Consider the following 17,843-nt stretch of genomic DNA (forward strand, 5'->3'; position numbering starts at 1 on the left):
TGATAGACATTATATGTAATACCTTTAAACCAGTAAGGGATATCTTACAATATAATGTTGAAATAGAAAGAGACTAAATATTTTTTAAGATATTATTCATATAAAACATGAATATAATTAATCTATTGTCTTTAGGAAGTGATAATATTCACAATTAATATCATGCATAATACTTATATTATACATTATGGGTAGTATATAACGTATACTACCCATAAACTCTATACCCTCTCGCCCATCAGCCCTTTTACCAGCTCCACACAGCGCAAAAACCGCGAGTCATAATCAGCCTCCTCAACGTGCACAAATTTGATGTTGTTCTTCTCCAACATCGATACCAATAGCGTCTGAAACTCTTTGCGATCCACCGAACTCCCCAAGCTTCGTAATCCATCCGCAACCCATGGCGTGTTGTTTTCCAGCAGGATCACCAGGTCAAAGCGATACTCGTCAATCAATGCCTGCACAAACGGGTGCTCACGCCCTTCATACTTTTTGCAGAACGCCTGAGTGGTGACAAAGTCTGTGTCGATAAACGCCACTTTATTAGCATACTTAACTGCAAAATCAATGTATTGCGCTTGTCCTAGCGCGATCTTGTCGTAATCAGAATACTGCAGCGCCATCTCATCGCCGCCCAAATGGGAAAAGACGTAATCACGCCCGTATTCCCATGCGCTGGTCGTATTGAAGATATTGGCAAGCTTATTCACCAGTGTCGATTTTCCACTCGACTCACCACCGAGGATCGCCACGGTACGCACAAAGAAGGGTTTCACTTCCGTCGGAATGTATTCCCAATAGCGGAATGGATTTTCACGGATTTGCGCCCCGCTGATGCTCATAAAGGTCCGTTTTGGATCGACCAACACGGTTTCAATACCCAGATGTTCCAGATATTGCGGGGCGTCAGCTTCTTCAGAAGTGTAGATCCAGTTAGGCTGGATCCCCTTCTCTTGCATAAACGTTTTAATCCCGTTGCTCCAGACATCCCAGCCGTGCGGATATGGCTCCATACCTTCCTCATTAAAGGCATGTATGCGGATATTTTTCTGATACTTAAACGTTTGCAGCAACCAGCGTAAACGGTCGGAAACCGTGGGTTGTTGTGACATAGCGCTGTCTTCAAACAGGCCCCGATCGCGCGTATCGTCATAGCCCATGATGATATGTAATTCATCGACCTGGCTACAGGCACGCTGAATCAGATAGATATGACCAGTATGCAATGGATAAAACTTACCAAAGACCACACCAATGTTTTTCTGCTGGCGGGGGAACTCCAGTCCCAGAAAACGGTGCAATGCCTCCAGTTTTTGCGCACTGGGGCTTTTTATCTTGGCGTTCAGGAGTTGGCTTAAATACCCCTTGGTCATGCCACTGGCATCCGCCACCTGTTGCAGAGTACAGCCCTTTTTCTTAATGGCAGTTTTCAGATAATCAAATGACACAAGAGCCTCCTGCTTGCTATAAATTAACGTAATACCCATGGATCTCTGGTGGCAGGAAGGCGCAAACAAATCCCGATATGATTCGGGGCAGCGAACACGACCAACACACCTGTCGCCGGAAAGACGACGGGTATTTAATTATAAGTCGTCAAAAACGCTGAGCGCATCCGTGAGTTTTTTAACGCCAAAAACTTGCATGCCTTCTGGCGGTTTTTTCGGCACATTCGCGGCAGGTACAATCGCCCGACGGAATCCATGCTTCGCGGCTTCCGAAATCCGTTCTTGACCACTGGGAACCGGACGAATTTCACCCGCCAGCCCCACTTCACCGAAGACGACTAAATCCTGCGGCAACGGCCGGTCGCGAAGGCTGGAAACCATTGCCAGCAGCAGAGCCAAGTCTGCGCTGGTTTCAGTGACTTTTACACCACCCACCACGTTGACAAACACATCCTGATCCGCCATTTGCAACCCACCGTGACGATGCAGCACAGCCAGCAAAATGGCCAAACGGTTTTGCTCCAGCCCTACCGCAACACGGCGCGGGTTCGCCATCATTGAGTGATCAACCAGCGCCTGGATCTCCACCAACAGCGGACGTGTTCCTTCCCAGACAACCATCACAGAGCTACCGGGAGTGACCTCATCACCGCGACTTAAGAAAATGGCTGAAGGATTACTGACTTCACGTAGACCTTGCTCGGTCATCGCAAAGACACCAAGCTCATTCACTGCACCAAAACGGTTTTTATGGCTACGCAAAGTACGAAAACGGGAGTCAGCATCGCCGTCAAGCAACACTGAGCAGTCAATACAGTGTTCCAGAACTTTCGGCCCGGCCAGCGAACCGTCTTTGGTGACATGCCCAACCATAACAATCGCCACGCCCCGCGTTTTCGCAAAGCGTGTCAGGTAAGCAGCCGTTTCCCGAACCTGTGCCACGCTACCTGGCGAAGACTGGATATCAGCCATGTGCATTACCTGAATGGAGTCGATAACCATCAGTTTCGGCTGTTCTTCTTCGGCGATCAGGCAAATCTGTTCAATACTGGTTTCCGACAGCATATTCATATTCGCAGTCGGTAGTCCGAGTCGATGCGCACGCATTGCCACCTGTTGCAAGGATTCTTCCCCCGTGACGTACAGGGTTTTCATCTGCTCGCTGAGCTTACACAGCGTTTGCAGCAGTAGCGTTGATTTCCCTGCACCAGGGTTACCGCCGATCAAAATAGCGCTGCCAGGCACCACGCCACCACCCAGCACGCGGTCAAACTCTTTAAAACCGGTAGAAAAACGCGGCAGTTCCTCAAGACTGATTTCCGACAGTTTCTGAACCTTTGCGACGCCTGCATTGCCAGCGTAACCGCTGAGTCGCTCGTTGCGCGCCACTGTTGGTGATGCAGCAAGGCGTACCTCGGTAATGGTATTCCAGGCCTGACAGGCGCTACATTGCCCCTGCCAGCGCGGATAATCGGCCCCACATTCGTTACAAACAAAGGCGCGCTTAGGAGCTTTTGCCACGTTTTACCTCGTTATTTCTGATTCATACTGCCGGAGAGAATGCAGAACACCCCCATCAGATCGGCATGACGGATAGTGATTTCCGTCTTTTCATTCACTTTCGGTTTAGCATGGTAAGCGATACCCAACCCTGCCGTTTTGATCATCGGCAGATCGTTCGCACCATCGCCAATCGCGACCGTTTGCGCTATAGGGATTTCATGCTCTAGTGCCAGTCGAGTCAGGGTATTAGCTTTGTACTGGGCATCGACAATATCGCCAGTCACGTTGCCGGTAAATTTACCGTCCATGATTTCCAGCTCATTCGCCACCGCTGCAGTCAGTCGCAGTTTTTGACGCAGGTATTCCGCAAAGAAGGTAAACCCCCCAGAGGCGATAGCCACTTTCCAGCCGAGAGTTTCCAGCTTCAGCACCAGTTGCGTCAGGCCGGGCATCAGGGGCAGAGTTTCACGCACCTGATGCAGAATGTTTGCGTCAGCGCCCTTGAGGGTCGCGACACGGCTACGAAGGCTGGCGGTGAAGTCCAGCTCACCACGCATCGCACGCTCCGTCACTTCCGCAACCATCTCACCGGTTCCCGCCAGTTTAGCGATCTCATCTATACACTCGATCTGGATAGCGGTTGAGTCCATGTCCATCACCAGCAGACCAGGCGTGCGCAAATGCGGGATTTTGCCCAGTGGCGCAACATCCAGTTTGGCATCATGCGCCAGTTTTGTCGCACGCGGTGTTAACGACCCTGCCAGGCGAATGACCTGATAATCTTCGACGCACCAGGCTGCCACAATAACCATCGCCGCTCCCAGCTTGCTTTGGTATTGCGTTAAGCGTTGTTTATCCAGCCCACGACCATACAGCAGCCAGCCACTCCGGCCCGCGTGGTAATCCAGCGGCATCACTTCATCGCCACTTAAAGAGAGGGGCAGACCTGGCCACAGAGAGACATCTTCAGGTAGATCGCACCAGGTAATGTTAGGCATTAAAGCTCCTGTAAAATCGTTCGGGTCGGAATCATCCAGGGAAAATAACGCATGAGGCTACCTTGTAACCAGCGCTTCTGGCAACATTAAGCCTCAAATTTTCAGTAGGTGGAATATGGCTCGCGCAAAACTGAAATTCCGACTTCATCGTGCAGTGATTGTATTGTCCTGCCTCGCGCTACTCGTCGCACTCATGCAAGGCGCATCATGGTTTAGTCAAAGCCATCAACAGCAGCGTAACCCACAGCTGGAAGAATTGGCTCGCACGCTGGCTCGCCAGGTCGCGTTAAACGTCGCACCACTGATGCGAACCGAAACACCGGATGAGAAACGTATTGCTTTCGTACTACATCAGCTCACCGAAGAGAGCCGTATTCTGGATGCGGGAGTCTATGATGAACAGGGCGATCTCATTACACATGCCGGTGAGAGCGTGGATGTACGTGATCGGCTGGCGCTGGACGGTAAAAAAGCCGGTGGCTATTTTAATCAGCAGATTGTCGAACCCATTCAGGGGAAAAACGGCCCGCTGGGCTATCTACGCCTGACGCTTGATACCCACACACTCGCCACTGAGGCGAAGCAGGTGGATAACACCACCAACATTCTACGCCTGATGCTGCTTCTGTCACTGGCTATTGGTGTAGTGTTAACCCGAACACTACTTCAAGGCAAGCGTACCCGTTGGCAACAATCCCCGTTCCTGCTTACCGCCAACAAACCGGTACAGGAAGAAGACACTGAGAAAAAAGAGTAATTTACCAGAAAGGAAATCGACCATGACAACATTACGCCTGCTCATCTCTGACTCTTACGATCCATGGTTTAACCTGGCCGTTGAAGAGTGCATTTTTCGTCAAATGCCCGCTACGCAGCGCGTTCTGTTTTTATGGCGCAACGCTGATACGGTAGTCATTGGCCGGGCGCAAAATCCGTGGAAAGAGTGCAATACCCGGCGCATGGAAGAAGACAACGTCCGGCTTGCACGTCGCAGCAGCGGCGGCGGCGCGGTGTTTCACGATCTGGGTAATACTTGCTTTACCTTTATGGCAGGCAAACCAGAATACGACAAAACCATATCCACCACTATCGTACTCAATGCATTAGCTTCTCTTGGAGTCGATGCTGATGCATCCGGGCGCAACGATCTGGTCGTCAAAACTGCCGGGGGCGATCGCAAAGTCTCTGGCTCTGCCTATCGGGAAACCAAAGACCGTGGCTTCCACCACGGCACACTGCTGTTAAATGCCGATCTCAGCCGTTTGGCTAACTATCTAAATCCGGATAAAAAGAAACTCGCCGCCAAAGGGATTACCTCCGTACGCTCACGCGTTGCGAATCTTACTGAATTGCTGCCGGGCGTCACCCATGAACAGGTGTGCAAGGCAGTAACCAATGCCTTTTTTGCCCACTACGGTGAACGTGTAGAAGCAGAGATTATCTCTCCCGACAAAACACCGGATCTGCCGAATTTTGCCGAAACTTTCGCTCGCCAGAGCAGTTGGGAGTGGAATTTTGGCCAGGCTCCTGCTTTTTCGCATCTGCTGGATGAGCGCTTCACCTGGGGCGGCGTAGAACTGCATTTCGACGTTGAAAAAGGGCATATTACCCGCGCGCAGGCCTTCACTGACAGCCTCAACCCCGCCCCGTTAGAAGCGTTGGCGAATCGTCTGCAAGGATGTCTGTACCGCGCTGATATGTTGCAGCATGAGTGCGAGGCATTGTTGGTCGACTTCCCGGACCAGAAAGAAGAACTCCGGGAACTTTCGGCATGGATTGCCAGAGCAGTGCGTTAAGCAATTGAGATAACTGCCGGATGGAGGCTACGCCTTATCCGGCAGTATTATAGACCCGGTAAGCAAAGCCTCACCGGGCACAAACCGAACTTATTCTTTATCGCCCAGCAGAACAGATTCCAGCGCGATTTTGATCATGTCGTTGAAGGTCGTCTGACGCTCAGCAGCAGTAGTCTGCTCATGAGTACGGATATGGTCAGATACGGTGCAAATGGTCAGCGCTTTCGCACCAAACTCAGCCGCAACGCCGTAGATACCCGCAGCTTCCATTTCCACACCCAGCACGCCGTATTTTTCCATTACGTCGAACATTTCGCCGTCCGGGGAGTAGAACAGATCGGCGGAGAACAGGTTGCCAACACGCGCATCTACACCCAGAGCTTTTGCAGCATCAACAGCGTTACGCACCATGTCGAAATCAGCAATAGCGGCAAAATCATGATCTTTAAAGCGGATACGGTTAACTTTGGAATCGGTGCATGCACCCATACCAATTACCACGTCACGCAGTTTGACATCCATACGCACCGCACCACAGGAACCCACGCGAATGATTTTCTTCACGCCGAAATCGGTGATCAGTTCTTTGGTGTAGATAGAGCAGGATGGGATACCCATGCCATGACCCATAACTGAGATCTTACGGCCTTTGTAAGTACCGGTGAAACCTAACATGCCACGAACGTTGTTTACTTCGCGGACATCTTCGAGGAAAGTTTCAGCAATGTGCTTAGCACGCAGCGGGTCGCCAGGCATCAATACGACGTCAGCGAAATCACCCATTTCTGCATTAATATGTGGAGTTGCCATAAATTATCCTTAATTAAATAGTGGAAATACCCTAAGGATTTCACGTTGTAGGAAGGCGGCTATTTCGTTCACCACAGGAGCATAGATTCACTATGTGACCGGGGTGAACGAATGAAGTCAACGAGCCTACGGCGCGAAAGACAACGGGTATTACAGCATGTTTTTACCGTAGTCCATTGGCGACGTACCGAAGTAGCTTGCCAGCGTCTGACCAATATCCGCGAATGTTTCACGGTGACCTAAAGAGCCTGGTTTTACTTTCGGGCCATAGATCAGCACCGGAATGTGTTCACGGGTGTGATCGGTACCAGTCCAGCTCGGATCGCAACCGTGGTCAGCGGTCAGGATCAGAATGTCATCTTCCCCCACCAGCTCCATCAGCTCAGGCAGACGGCGGTCGAAAAGCTCCAGACCTGCAGCATAGCCGGCGATGTCGCGGCGGTGTCCCCAGGAGGAGTCAAAGTCGACGAAGTTAGTGAAGACGATGGTCTCATCACCCGCTTCTTTCATCTCTTTGATCGTTGCGTCGAACAGTGCGTCCAGACCCGTCGCTTTCACTTTTTTAGTGATACCGCAGTTCGCGTAAATGTCCGCAATTTTACCAACGGATACGACATGGCCTTTTTTCTCGTCAACCAGTTTCTGCAGTACCGTCGGTGCTGGCGGTTCGACGGCCAGGTCGTGACGGTTACCGGTACGCTGGAAGTTACCGGCCTTATCGCCGATAAACGGACGCGCGATAACGCGGCCTATGTTGTAACCACCTTCGGTCAGCTCTTCGCGTGCGATTTCGCACAGCTCGTAGAGTTTATCCAGGCCATAGGTCTCTTCATGGCAGGCAATCTGGAATACGGAGTCAGCCGAAGTGTAGAAAATCGGCTTGCCGGTTTTCATATGTTCTTCGCCCAGTTGGTCCAGAATCACCGTACCGGAAGAGTGGCAATTACCGAGATAGCCCGGCAGGTTGGCACGTTTTACCAGTTTATCCAGTAGCTCTTGTGGGAAGCTGTTTTCATGATCGGAGAAATAGCCCCAGTCAAACAGAACCGGAACACCAGCGATTTCCCAGTGACCAGACGGAGTGTCTTTCCCGGAAGAGAGTTCATGCGCCCATGCGTAAGCACCAATGACTTCCGCATTGCCGTCCATACCGGCCGCAATTTTACCGGTAGAACCTTCGTGAGCTTTCACCAGGCCCAGACGGGTCAGGTTAGGCAGATTCAGCGGACCTTTGCGACCATTGTCAGCTTCGCCCTTCGCACAGGCTTCTGCAATATGTCCCATAGTGTCTGAACCTACGTCGCCAAAGCGATCCGCATCTTCAGTCGCACCAATACCAAAGGAGTCCAGCACCATAATAAATGCACGTTTCATCTTGTTCTCCATACATCTGCGCCGCAAAAAAGCGATCAGATCAGTATACAGTTATTCGGTAATACGACGATAGACTGTCGGTGTAATTTCTGGCGCTTTGTCGTCAAGGCTGATTGCCGCTTTGACGGCTTTCGCCGCTTCCTGCCAGCTGGCTTCATCTTTGGCGTGGATCACTGCCAGCGGACGCTGTCCATCTACGCTGTCACCCAAACGCGCCATATCAGTAAAGCCGACGCTGTAATCAATCGTGTCAGATGCCTGACGGCGACCGCCGCCCATGGAAACTACCGCCATACCCAGCGCACGGGTATCCATCGCGCTAACGAAACCTTCGGTATCAGCATATACCGCTTTGCTGAGCATTGCCGTCGGGAGGTACTTCGCATAGTTTTCGACAAAATCGGTCGGTCCCTTCTGCGCCGCAACCATGCGACCAAAAATTTCCGCCGCTTTACCGTTATCCAGTACCGCCTGCAACCTGGCGCGGGCTTCAGCATCGTCTTTCGCAAGTTTGCCGGAGATCAGCATCTCCACACACAGCGCCATGGTAACGTCAAACAGACGCGGATTACGGTATTCACCCGTCAGGAACTGTACAGCTTCGCGAACTTCTACCGCGTTACCGGCGCTGGAGGCCAGCACCTGATTCATATCGGTTAACAGTGCGGTAGTACGCACACCCGCACCATTCGCCACGCCAACAATCGCTTCGGCAAGGGCAGCCGAAAGTTCATAGGTCGGCATAAAGGCACCGCTGCCTACTTTCACGTCCATCACCAATGCATCCAGCCCTTCCGCCAATTTTTTCGCCAGAATAGAGCCAGTAATCAGTGGGATGGAGTCCACGGTCGCGGTAATGTCGCGGGTGGCATAAAAACGTTTATCCGCCGGTGCAAGCGAGCTGGTTTGACCAATAATCGCAACACCCACGTCTTTAATAATTTCACGGAATCGAGCGTCATCCGGGAAGATGTCAAATCCCGGAATGGCTTCCAGTTTATCAAGCGTACCACCGGTATGGCCCAGACCACGCCCGGAGATCATCGGAATATAACCACCGCATGCAGCGACCATCGGGCCTAACATCAGTGACGTTACGTCACCCACGCCACCGGTAGAGTGTTTATCCACAATCGGGCCGTTCAGTTGCAGACTCTTCCAGTCCAGCACGGTTCCTGAATCACGCATTGCCATGGTCAGCGAAACACGCTCTGGCATTGTCATATCGTGGAAGAAAATAGTCATCGCCAGGGCGGCGATTTGCCCTTCAGAGATGGTGTTATCGCGAATACCATTGATAAAGAAACGAATTTCTTCATCGCTCAGCGCATGACCATCACGTTTTTTACGAATAATTTCTTGTGCGAGAAACAAGGTAACCTCCCGATTATGGGCCGGGTAAGCAAGATGCCACCCGGCAAGTCGTATTGATGCCGGAGGGTGACTAACACCTTGTCCGGCCTACGATGGGCAATTGAAACTTAGTAGCTGCTTGCGCTCTTACCATCACCGTGACCCAGCGCTTTCAACAAGCTAGCCAGCAGGCTGGATGCACCGAAGCGGTAGTGGCGGGAATCAGCCCAATCAGCACCAAACAGTTCGTCCGCAATAGCCAGGAACTGCTGTGCGTCTTCCGCAGTACGTACGCCGCCAGCCGGTTTGAAGCCAACCGTTTTTTCCACACCCATATCGCGGATCACTTCCATCATGATGCGTGCGCTTTCCGGCGTCGCATTTACTGGTACTTTACCGGTAGAGGTTTTGATGAAATCAGCACCGGCTTTGATGGAGATTTCAGAGGCTTTACGAATCAAGGCTTCTTCTTTCAGTTCGCCTGTTTCGATAATCACTTTCAGCAGCACATTTGCCGCAGCACATGCGTCTTTACAGGCTTTAACCAGATCGAAACCAATCTGCTCGTTACCAGCAATCAGCGCACGGTACGGGAATACCACGTCAACTTCGTCCGCACCGTAAGCGATAGCGGCGCGGGTTTCTGCCAGCGCAATCTCGATGTCGTCGTTGCCGTGCGGGAAGTTTGTCACTGTGGCAATGCGGATGTCCGGCGTGCCCTGCTCTTTCAGAGTTTTACGAGCAATAGGGATGAAACGCGGATAAATACAGATTGCTGCCGTGTTACCAACCGGGGTTTTAGCCTGATGACACAGCGCGATCACTTTTTCATTCGTGTCGTCGTCATTCAGGGTAGTCAGATCCATCAGTTTCAGTGCACGCAGGCTGCTTGCTGTTAAATCGGTCATAACATTCTCCAACGGCATCGCCGTATAAAATTTCACCTTGCGAGTTTGTTAGTATTCTAACATCCGCTCGCTATTACACTTCGATATACATCACAGTTAATGAAAACCACATACAGATTTGCATTACTCTAATGAGATCTACTTCAAATAAATAACCTTTACCGGAAGGATGTGATGGCTTCAGCCGCATCCGGATCAAAGGTTGATGTTGTACAGCTTCCTACAATGACACTTAACCTTCAGCTCCTATTCGGCACATAAAGGAACCAACGATGCCCACGTCCTCTGAACTCGCGCTGCAACAGCGTTGCCAACAAATCGTGACCAGTCCGGTGCTCAGCCCTGAACAGAAACGCCATTTTCTGGCGCTGGAGGCAGAGAACGCTCTACCTTATCCCCATTTGCCTGTTGAAGCCCGCCAAGCGCTGGATGACGGGGTTATCTGCGATATGTATGAAGGTCATGCCCCGTTCAAGCCGCGCTATGTTTTACCCGATTACGCTCGTTTTCTGGCCAACGGTTCATCATGGCTGGAACTGGAAGGCGCAAAGGATCTTGATGACGCATTATCCTTGCTGACCATCCTGTACCACCATGTTCCGTCAGTAACCTCGATGCCGGTCTACCTCGGGCAGATCGATGCTTTGCTGCAACCGTATGTTAGAATTCTAACACAAGAAGAGATCGACATTCGAATAAAACGTTTCTGGCGTTATCTCGACAGAACGCTGCCAGATGCGTTTATGCATGCCAACATCGGTCCTGCTGACACACCAGTTACGCGAGCAATTTTACGTGCAGATGCAGAGTTAAAGCAGGTTTCCCCTAATCTGACATTTATTTATGATCCGCAAATTACTCCTGACGATCTTCTGTTGAACGTAGCGAAAAATATTTGCGAATGCAGCAAACCACACATTTCCAACGGCCCTGAAAATGATAAAATTTTCACAAAATGCCACTATGGCGTGGTCAGCTGTTACAACTCCCTGCCTCTCGCTGGGGGAGGAAGTACGCTGGTCAGACTCAATCTGAAAGCCATCGCAGAGCGCAGCACGTCTGTCGATGACTTCTTTACGCGCACTCTACCGCACTACTGTCAGCAGCAAATCGCCATCATTGATTCACGATGTGAATTCCTCTACGAGAAATCACATTTCTTTGAGAATAGCTTCCTGGTGCAGGAAGGGTTGATTGATCCCAAACGTTTTGTACCAATGTTTGGGATGTACGGTCTGGCGGAAGCGGTAAACCTGCTTTGTGAAAAGGCTGGCCTGAGCGCCCGCTACGGGAAGGATGAGAGTGCTAATGAGATGGGCTATCGTATCAGCGCCCAGCTTGCTGACTTTGTGGAAAACACACCAGTAAAATATGGCTGGAAGCAGCGCGCGATGCTGCATGCGCAGTCAGGTATCAGTTCTGATATTGGCACCACGCCGGGTGCGCGTCTGCCTTATGGTGATGAGCCGGATCCTATCACCCATCTGCAAACCGTTGCACCACACCACGCGTATTATCACGCCGGGATCAGCGATATTTTAACGCTGGATGAAACCATCAAACGCAATCCTCAGGCGTTGGTACAACTTTGCCTCGGGGCGTTTAAAGCTGGTATGCGTGAGTTTACGGCCAACGTGAGCGGTAACGATTTGGTACGCGTGACCGGCTATATGGTGCGCCTGTCCGATCTGGAAAAATATCGCGCCGAAGGCTCTCGCACCAATACCACCTGGCTGGGTGAAGAAGCCGCCCGCAATACGCGTATTCTGGATCGACAACCTCGTGTGGTAAGCCATGAACAGCAGATGCGCTTCGGTCAGTAAGATCATCCCTTTCTCCTGCGTGGACGGGCCAGGCAGTCGTCTGACCCTCTTTTTACAGGGGTGTAATTTGCGCTGTAAAAATTGCCACAACCCGTGGACGATGGGACGCTGCAACGATTGCGGGGAATGTGTTCCGCAGTGTCCACATCAGGCGCTAAGCCTGAATACGAGTAAAGTGGTGTGGCATTCTGATATTTGCCAGCAATGTGATACCTGCCTGCAAATGTGCCCACAGCAGGCGACACCGATGGCGCAGACCATGAGCGTCAATGAGGTTCTACGCCACATCCGTAAGGCATCATTGTTTATTGAGGGGATCACCGTCAGCGGTGGGGAAGCCACAACTCAACTCCCGTTTGTGGTGGCACTTTTTTCCGCGATCAAAACCGATCCGCAGTTACAGCACCTGACCTGCATGGTGGACAGCAACGGCTGGCTTGGCGAAACCGGCTGGCAGAAGCTGTTACCGGTTTGCGACGGTGTAATGCTGGATTTCAAAGCCTGGGACAGCGCATACCATATGCAGCTTACCGGGCGCGATAATGCGACGATCAGGCGCAGTATTCTCTTTCTGGCTGAGCGGGGAAAACTTGCGGAATTGCGCCTGCTGGTCATTCCCGGTCAGGTGGATTATCTGCATCATATCGAACCACTGGCGGCGTTTATTACCCAACTGGGACGCGTACCGGTGCGGCTTAATGCATTCCATGCGCATGGCGTATATGGCGAAGCCAAAGCGTGGGCGAGCGCAACGCCGGAGGATGTGGAGCAATTGGCGAAAGAATTACGCAAGCGCGGGGTGGATAATCTGATTTATCCAGCGTTATATTTGTGAATTGCCGGATAGCGGCTACGCCTTATCCGGCCATCAGAGGGTAAACAACGCGGTTGTATTGCGATACAGCACATCAGCAATCACGTCCGCTGGCTCTGGACGCAATTCACATAGAACATCAAACACCCGGACCACCTGTTCCGGGCGATTAGGCTGGCCCTGAAAACCGTTTAACGGCATATCCGGCGCGTCGGTTTCCAGCAGCAATGCTTCCAGCGGTAACTGCGCCACCACCTCACGCGTTTTACTGGCGCGTGGATAGGTAATGGTCCCGCCCACGCCAATTTTATAGCCCAATTGAACAAAGCGCTCCGCCTGCTGCATGCTTCCTGCAAAACCGTGTACTACACCGGTTCGCGGGAGGGCGTGGCGTTTAAGATGCATCGCCAGCTTGTCATGGGTGCGGCGCGAATGCAGGATCACCGGCATATCGTAGCGTTTCGCCAGCTTAAGCTGCGCCTCCAGTACCCATTCCTGCTTGTCGAAGTGCGGATCGTCGCGCCACAGATCCAGTCCGATCTCTCCGACGGCAACTACTTTCTGCGGTCGTTTTTCCAGTTCCTGTTGCAGTCTATCCAGACAGTCGCCGTCGTGATGTTCAATAACAATGGGGTGCAGACCCAATGCGGCAAACAACGATGGATAGGTTTGTGCTAATACCAGCACGCGTGAAAAATTCACCGCCTCAGTGGCCGGGACAATGATGCTGTTCACCCCGGCCTCAGCGGCACGCTGGATACTGTCAGGTTCATCACCGACAAAGGGCGGAAAATCGAAATGACAATGCGTATCGATAAAACGATAACTCACGCCAGATCCTCATTATTGAATGTCGTGTCGTTGGCCTGGGGTGCGTGGGTAACCACCGGGGCATGGGCATCATTGGCAACCGGTGCAGGAGGGACCACCACCGGCCCCGGCACCACAATCTTCGGAGTCTGGCGCGGCAACGGCGTATTTTTCGCCAACAACTTACCCACGGTAGCCAAAAAGTAACGACCGCAAAGGCGTCCTGTTTTGTAGTCTTCTCTCAGTGCCGGAATACGGCTACCTAACGCCATACTGTGCAGCGGTTTTGGCGGATAGATCTCAAAGATACGCAGCTTACCGGGCGGTTTTTCAATAAAATTCTGAATAGCACGATAGCTGGTTTCATGATGCTGAACTAAATTCACCAACGGTTGCAAGCTGCTTTCCCCCAGCCAGCGCTCCATCCGCTTGAACCACTGTGGCGTATAGTACATTTGCGAGGGCACGGTGCGGATCACCACCAACGTTTTTGCCCCCTGCTTTGCCGCCTCCTGCACGGGGATAGCATCGCTAATTCCCCCATCCAGATAGTTGACACCGTCAAGCAACACTCCCGAACGATAGAATCCCGGAATAGCACTGGAGGCGCGGATAAGGTCGAGCCAATTCTGTCGGGTAGGTGAAAAGTAGCCCGGGCTATAGTCATCTCCCCGACAGGCGCACATGTAAAAAGCTTTTCCCGCTGCAAACAGGCGCTCTGCGTTATCAATCGCCAGCGGCATCTGCGTCGATGTTGAATCCACCAGCCAGTCGAGATCGATAAGATTTCCCCCGCGCACAAATCGCACCGGGTCAAAGAACTCACGCTTTGTGGTGTAACGCATAATAACTTTGCGTCCGTAACCGGGCTGATTACAAAGATAGGCCGAAAGATTTTGCGCGCCAGCGGAAGTCCCGTAGTAGAAATCAAAGGGATTGAATTGCGCACGCATGAACTCATCCAGTACGCCTGCAGTAAAGATCCCCCTTTGTCCTCCGCCTTCGCACACCAGCGCCATACTGCCAGGTTGAAACGGACGTAACGATAACGGCGCAATATTACCGAGCGTGACGGGTATTCTCTGCCCCACCTCTGCCTTCCTGTATTTTTTGTGATAGAACGACAAAGTAACGCAATTTGCTCATCGCTAAAACCGTAAAAGCCAGTCCACTGGACTGGCTTGGTAGCAATTTTTCTTTACGGTTTACGCGCTAGGGTCGTTTACGACCGGTAAACAGGCTAACCAGAAACAGGATAATCCCGACCACGAAGACTATTTTTGCCGCACCTGCAGCGGTACCCGCAAGTCCACCAAATCCCAGAGCGGCGGCAATTAACGCGATAACCAGAAATATGATGCCCCAACGAAACATACGCTTCTCCTTTACCATAGTTAATGTCAACCGCTTGATATGGACGCTCAGGCCGCCCATTTGCGATATTTTTTAGTGTGGTGCACAACACGCCTTCCGACAAACATCGGGAAGGCGAATTAAGTCGAATTACTGAGTTTTGAGATCGTTTTTGACGCTTTTCACGCCATCAACGGCTTTGGCGATGCTCTCAGCACGATCGCTTTGAGCCTGTGAATCGACGGTTCCGGAAAGCTGAACTACACCATCGGTAGTCTCTACTTTCACTTTGCGGGAAGGGACTATGTCATCAGCCAGCAGTTTCGCTTTCACTTCGCTGGTGGTTGCCGTATCGCCCGCATAGCCTTTTACAGTCGTACTTTTGCTATCCCGAACGTGCAGTTTGTCGCTAACGGAGGTCACCCCTTCAACTCCTTTCGCTACTTTCACCGCTTCTTCAGCCTGGGCCTGGCTTTCAACAAACCCACTTAACGTAACCACTTTCTGGTCTGTTTTGACGGAGATATCGGTGCTCTTAATACTTTCGTGATCCACCAGCGCGGCTTTTACTTTTGCAGTGATGGAGCTGTCATCCATGAAATTACCGACTTTGTTCATAGAGCTATCGACTTTCTGCCCCGCGCTTTCAAGACCGGATTGCGCTTTGTCCATTGTCGCGTTTTCTGCAAAAGCAGAACCCGTTGCAACAGCAGAAGTCAGCATCACGGCCAGCAGCGTTTTAGAAATCTTCAGTCTTGTCATTGTCATCGATTTAATCCTGTTTTTTTGCTCATAATTCGAGCATTGGCAGCACATGTGCTGCATTGCTGAATGTGGCGAAAATCACTCAATTCAGAAGTCAATGGCCGCCATCACAATCAACAGTACTCACATTGATGTTCTGCACGACGACGACCCGAACCAGTTATTAATATCGTGATAAAAATAAATATCAGTTCTAACAACCATAAACATATATTTGCATGGCATTTAAAGCCGACACTTATGTCATCACTTTGTTAAATATAGATCACAATTTCGAAGTCGCTGACCAAACAGATTAAAAAACAGACAAAACGAAGATAAAATGCGGGATTTAAGAACATTCCGTAAGGGATTAAAAAGGCAGGGAAAGTCGCAGGGTACGGCAGAAGCCGCACCCTGGAAGGTCGATTAGTGTTCGCGCGTTTTACGGAACGTAACGTCAGGATAACGTTCCTGGGTGAGGTTCAGGTTAACCATGGTAGGGGCAATATAGGTAAGATTATCACCACCATCCAGCGCCAGCTGAACTTCGTTTTTACGCTTAAATTCTTCGAATTTTTTCACGTCTGTACATTCTACCCAGCGCGCAGTTGCCACGTTGACCGACTCATAAATCGCTTCAACGTTGTACTCGCTTTTCAGGCGTGAAACGACCACATCAAACTGCAGCACACCGACCGCACCAACGATCAGATCGTTATTGGCAATCGGACGGAAGACCTGCACCGCACCTTCTTCAGAAAGCTGAACCAGACCTTTCAACAGCTGTTTTTGCTTCAACGGATCTTTCAGGCGAATACGACGGAACAGCTCCGGTGCGAAGTTCGGGATACCGGTGAACTTCATCATTTCGCCCTGAGTAAAGGTATCACCAATCTGAATGGTGCCGTGGTTGTGCAGACCGAGGATATCGCCTGGATACGCTTCTTCCACGTGAGAACGATCTCCAGCCATAAAGGTCAGCGCATCTGAAATCACCACATCTTTACCAATGCGCACCTGACGCATTTTCATGCCTTTCTCATATTTTCCGGAAACAACACGCATAAACGCCACGCGGTCGCGATGTTTCGGGTCCATATTGGCCTGAATTTTAAAGACGAAACCAGTGAACTTCTCTTCTGAGGCTTCAACTACGCGGGTATCGGTTTTACGTGGCATTGGCGCTGGCGCCCACTCCACCAGACCGTCCAGCATATGGTCTACACCGAAGTTACCCAGTGCGGTCCCGAAGAAAACCGGTGTTATTTCACCCGCCAGGAACAGCTCATGGTCAAACTCGTTAGAAGCCCCCTGAACCAGCTCCAGCTCATCACGCAACTGCTGAGCCAGATCTTCACCCACTGCCGCGTCGAGATCCGGGTTATTCAGACCTTTGACAATACGAACTTCCTGGATGGTATGGCCTTTACCGGTCTGGTACAGGTAGGTCTCATCTTTATAAAGGTGATACACGCCCTTGAACAATTTACCGCAGCCAATCGGCCACGTAATCGGCGCACAGCCGATTTTCAGCTCGTTTTCCACTTCATCCAGCAGTTCCATCGGATCGCGGATATCACGGTCAAGTTTGTTCATAAAGGTCAGGATCGGGGTATCACGCAGACGCGTAACTTCCATCAACTTACGGGTCCTGTCTTCAACACCTTTTGCGGCGTCGATGACCATCAGGCAGCAGTCCACCGCCGTCAGCGTACGGTAAGTATCCTCAGAGAAGTCTTCGTGCCCAGGGGTGTCCAGCAGGTTCACCAGACAGTCATGATACGGAAACTGCATTACCGAGGTAGTAATGGAGATACCACGCTGCTTTTCCATCTCCATCCAGTCAGATTTCGCATGCTGGCTGGAGCCACGGCCTTTTACCGTACCGGCGGTCTGGATAGCCTGTCCGAATAACAGCACCTTTTCGGTGATAGTCGTTTTACCGGCATCCGGGTGAGAAATAATGGCAAAAGTGCGGCGTTTAGCCACCTCCTGCAAATAAGGAGACAACGTCATAGTCAAATCTTCTTAGGTAAGCACGGCATCAGGCCGGGCATGTTGAATACGAAAAATTGCGGCTATTTTACCCATCAACAGGGGGGA

The 17,843-nt window shown here is 51.2% G+C and carries 16 protein-coding genes; 4 read left to right on the top strand and 12 right to left on the bottom strand.

The annotated features are described in order from the left end of the window. Positions 1-221: 221 nt before the first annotated feature. From nadR to serB, 3 genes are all read right to left on the bottom strand, one after another. Positions 222-1,451: a multifunctional transcriptional regulator/nicotinamide-nucleotide adenylyltransferase/ribosylnicotinamide kinase NadR gene (gene nadR, locus OGY01_RS19030; RefSeq protein ID WP_502873416.1), complete on the bottom strand. Its 1,230-nt coding sequence runs from the start codon at positions 1,449-1,451 to the stop codon at positions 222-224. A 138-nt stretch (positions 1,452-1,589) separates the two neighbouring features. After that, the gene (radA, locus tag OGY01_RS19035) at positions 1,590-2,972 is read right to left on the bottom strand and encodes a DNA repair protein RadA (RefSeq protein WP_045439506.1); all 1,383 of its coding nucleotides are present in this window, start codon (positions 2,970-2,972) and stop codon (positions 1,590-1,592) included. Between the two features lie 11 nt (positions 2,973-2,983). Continuing rightward, positions 2,984-3,952: a phosphoserine phosphatase gene (gene serB, locus OGY01_RS19040; RefSeq protein WP_045439503.1), complete on the bottom strand. Its 969-nt coding sequence runs from the start codon at positions 3,950-3,952 to the stop codon at positions 2,984-2,986. Positions 3,953-4,067: 115 nt separating this feature from the next. Between serB and OGY01_RS19045 the strand changes: the two genes are divergently transcribed. Together OGY01_RS19045 and lplA are read left to right on the top strand one after the other, a co-directional pair. Continuing rightward, positions 4,068-4,709: a YtjB family periplasmic protein gene (locus OGY01_RS19045; protein WP_045439500.1), complete on the top strand. Its 642-nt coding sequence runs from the start codon at positions 4,068-4,070 to the stop codon at positions 4,707-4,709. Positions 4,710-4,731: 22 nt separating this feature from the next. Next, a complete protein-coding gene (gene lplA, locus OGY01_RS19050) occupies positions 4,732-5,748 on the top strand; it encodes a lipoate--protein ligase (RefSeq protein WP_286493523.1) in 1,017 nt (338 codons plus the stop codon). A gap of 90 nt (positions 5,749-5,838) precedes the next feature. On the opposite strand, the gene deoD is transcribed toward lplA, so the two are convergent. The 4 genes from deoD to deoC all read right to left on the bottom strand — a co-directional run bounded on the left by deoD (position 5,839) and on the right by deoC (position 10,193). Continuing rightward, positions 5,839-6,558 (bottom strand): purine-nucleoside phosphorylase, encoded by a 720-nt coding sequence (deoD, locus tag OGY01_RS19055; protein WP_000224864.1) that lies wholly within the window; start codon positions 6,556-6,558, stop codon positions 5,839-5,841. A 150-nt stretch (positions 6,559-6,708) separates the two neighbouring features. Continuing rightward, a complete protein-coding gene (gene deoB / locus OGY01_RS19060) occupies positions 6,709-7,932 on the bottom strand; it encodes a phosphopentomutase (RefSeq protein WP_045439490.1) in 1,224 nt (407 codons plus the stop codon). A 51-nt stretch (positions 7,933-7,983) separates the two neighbouring features. Further along, complete coding sequence (deoA, locus tag OGY01_RS19065) at positions 7,984-9,306, bottom strand: thymidine phosphorylase (RefSeq protein WP_045439487.1); 1,323 nt, start codon at positions 9,304-9,306, stop codon at positions 7,984-7,986. 107 nt (positions 9,307-9,413) lie between these two features. Continuing rightward, entirely contained in the window at positions 9,414-10,193 is a 780-nt protein-coding gene (gene deoC, locus OGY01_RS19070; RefSeq protein ID WP_197086132.1) for a deoxyribose-phosphate aldolase, read from the bottom strand. A 272-nt stretch (positions 10,194-10,465) separates the two neighbouring features. Between deoC and OGY01_RS19075 the strand changes: the two genes are divergently transcribed. Continuing rightward, positions 10,466-12,016 (top strand): YjjI family glycine radical enzyme, encoded by a 1,551-nt coding sequence (locus OGY01_RS19075; protein WP_286493524.1) that lies wholly within the window; start codon positions 10,466-10,468, stop codon positions 12,014-12,016. After that, complete coding sequence (locus OGY01_RS19080) at positions 11,988-12,851, top strand: YjjW family glycine radical enzyme activase (RefSeq protein WP_286493527.1); 864 nt, start codon at positions 11,988-11,990, stop codon at positions 12,849-12,851. Before OGY01_RS19075 ends, OGY01_RS19080 begins: the two co-directional genes overlap by 29 nt. 33 nt (positions 12,852-12,884) lie before the next feature. Here OGY01_RS19080 and OGY01_RS19085 read toward each other — a convergent pair whose 3' ends face one another. The 5 genes from OGY01_RS19085 to prfC form a co-directional block, all read right to left on the bottom strand. Next, positions 12,885-13,661, bottom strand: a complete 777-nt coding sequence (locus OGY01_RS19085) for a metal-dependent hydrolase (protein ID WP_284096624.1) — start codon at positions 13,659-13,661, stop codon at positions 12,885-12,887. After that, a complete protein-coding gene (locus tag OGY01_RS19090; protein ID WP_045439472.1) occupies positions 13,658-14,731 on the bottom strand; it encodes a patatin-like phospholipase family protein in 1,074 nt (357 codons plus the stop codon). The genes OGY01_RS19085 and OGY01_RS19090 overlap by 4 nt, the downstream gene beginning before the upstream one ends. A gap of 121 nt (positions 14,732-14,852) precedes the next feature. Then, on the bottom strand, positions 14,853-15,014 hold the full coding sequence (locus OGY01_RS19095; protein WP_003019081.1) for a DUF1328 domain-containing protein: 162 nt from the start codon (positions 15,012-15,014) through the stop codon (positions 14,853-14,855). Between the two features lie 129 nt (positions 15,015-15,143). Next, the gene (osmY, locus tag OGY01_RS19100) at positions 15,144-15,761 is read right to left on the bottom strand and encodes a molecular chaperone OsmY (protein WP_045439469.1); all 618 of its coding nucleotides are present in this window, start codon (positions 15,759-15,761) and stop codon (positions 15,144-15,146) included. A gap of 405 nt (positions 15,762-16,166) precedes the next feature. Then, positions 16,167-17,756, bottom strand: coding sequence for a peptide chain release factor 3 (gene prfC / locus OGY01_RS19105; protein WP_045439466.1), 1,590 nt, complete (start codon positions 17,754-17,756; stop codon positions 16,167-16,169). Between the last annotated feature and the right edge of the window lie 87 nt (positions 17,757-17,843).

Source organism: Citrobacter sp. Cm038 (genome assembly GCF_030333105.1).
GTDB lineage: Bacteria > Pseudomonadota > Gammaproteobacteria > Enterobacterales > Enterobacteriaceae > Citrobacter > Citrobacter murliniae.

Bases quoted from the DNA above. Each gene is read 5' to 3' on its own strand.
- OGY01_RS19075 (WP_286493524.1), top strand. From the start codon at position 10,466: ATGCCCACGTCCTCTGAACTCGCGCTGCAACAGCGTTGCCAACAAATC.
- deoC (WP_197086132.1), bottom strand. From the start codon at position 10,193: ATGACCGATTTAACAGCAAGCAGCCTGCGTGCACTGAAACTGATGGAT.
- serB (WP_045439503.1), bottom strand. From the start codon at position 3,952: ATGCCTAACATTACCTGGTGCGATCTACCTGAAGATGTCTCTCTGTGG.
- osmY (WP_045439469.1), bottom strand. From the start codon at position 15,761: ATGACAATGACAAGACTGAAGATTTCTAAAACGCTGCTGGCCGTGATG.
- lplA (WP_286493523.1), top strand. From the start codon at position 4,732: ATGACAACATTACGCCTGCTCATCTCTGACTCTTACGATCCATGGTTT.
- deoB (WP_045439490.1), bottom strand. From the start codon at position 7,932: ATGAAACGTGCATTTATTATGGTGCTGGACTCCTTTGGTATTGGTGCG.
- OGY01_RS19095 (WP_003019081.1), bottom strand. From the start codon at position 15,014: ATGTTTCGTTGGGGCATCATATTTCTGGTTATCGCGTTAATTGCCGCC.
- OGY01_RS19080 (WP_286493527.1), top strand. From the start codon at position 11,988: ATGAACAGCAGATGCGCTTCGGTCAGTAAGATCATCCCTTTCTCCTGC.
- prfC (WP_045439466.1), bottom strand. From the start codon at position 17,756: ATGACGTTGTCTCCTTATTTGCAGGAGGTGGCTAAACGCCGCACTTTT.
- OGY01_RS19045 (WP_045439500.1), top strand. From the start codon at position 4,068: ATGGCTCGCGCAAAACTGAAATTCCGACTTCATCGTGCAGTGATTGTA.
- deoD (WP_000224864.1), bottom strand. From the start codon at position 6,558: ATGGCAACTCCACATATTAATGCAGAAATGGGTGATTTCGCTGACGTC.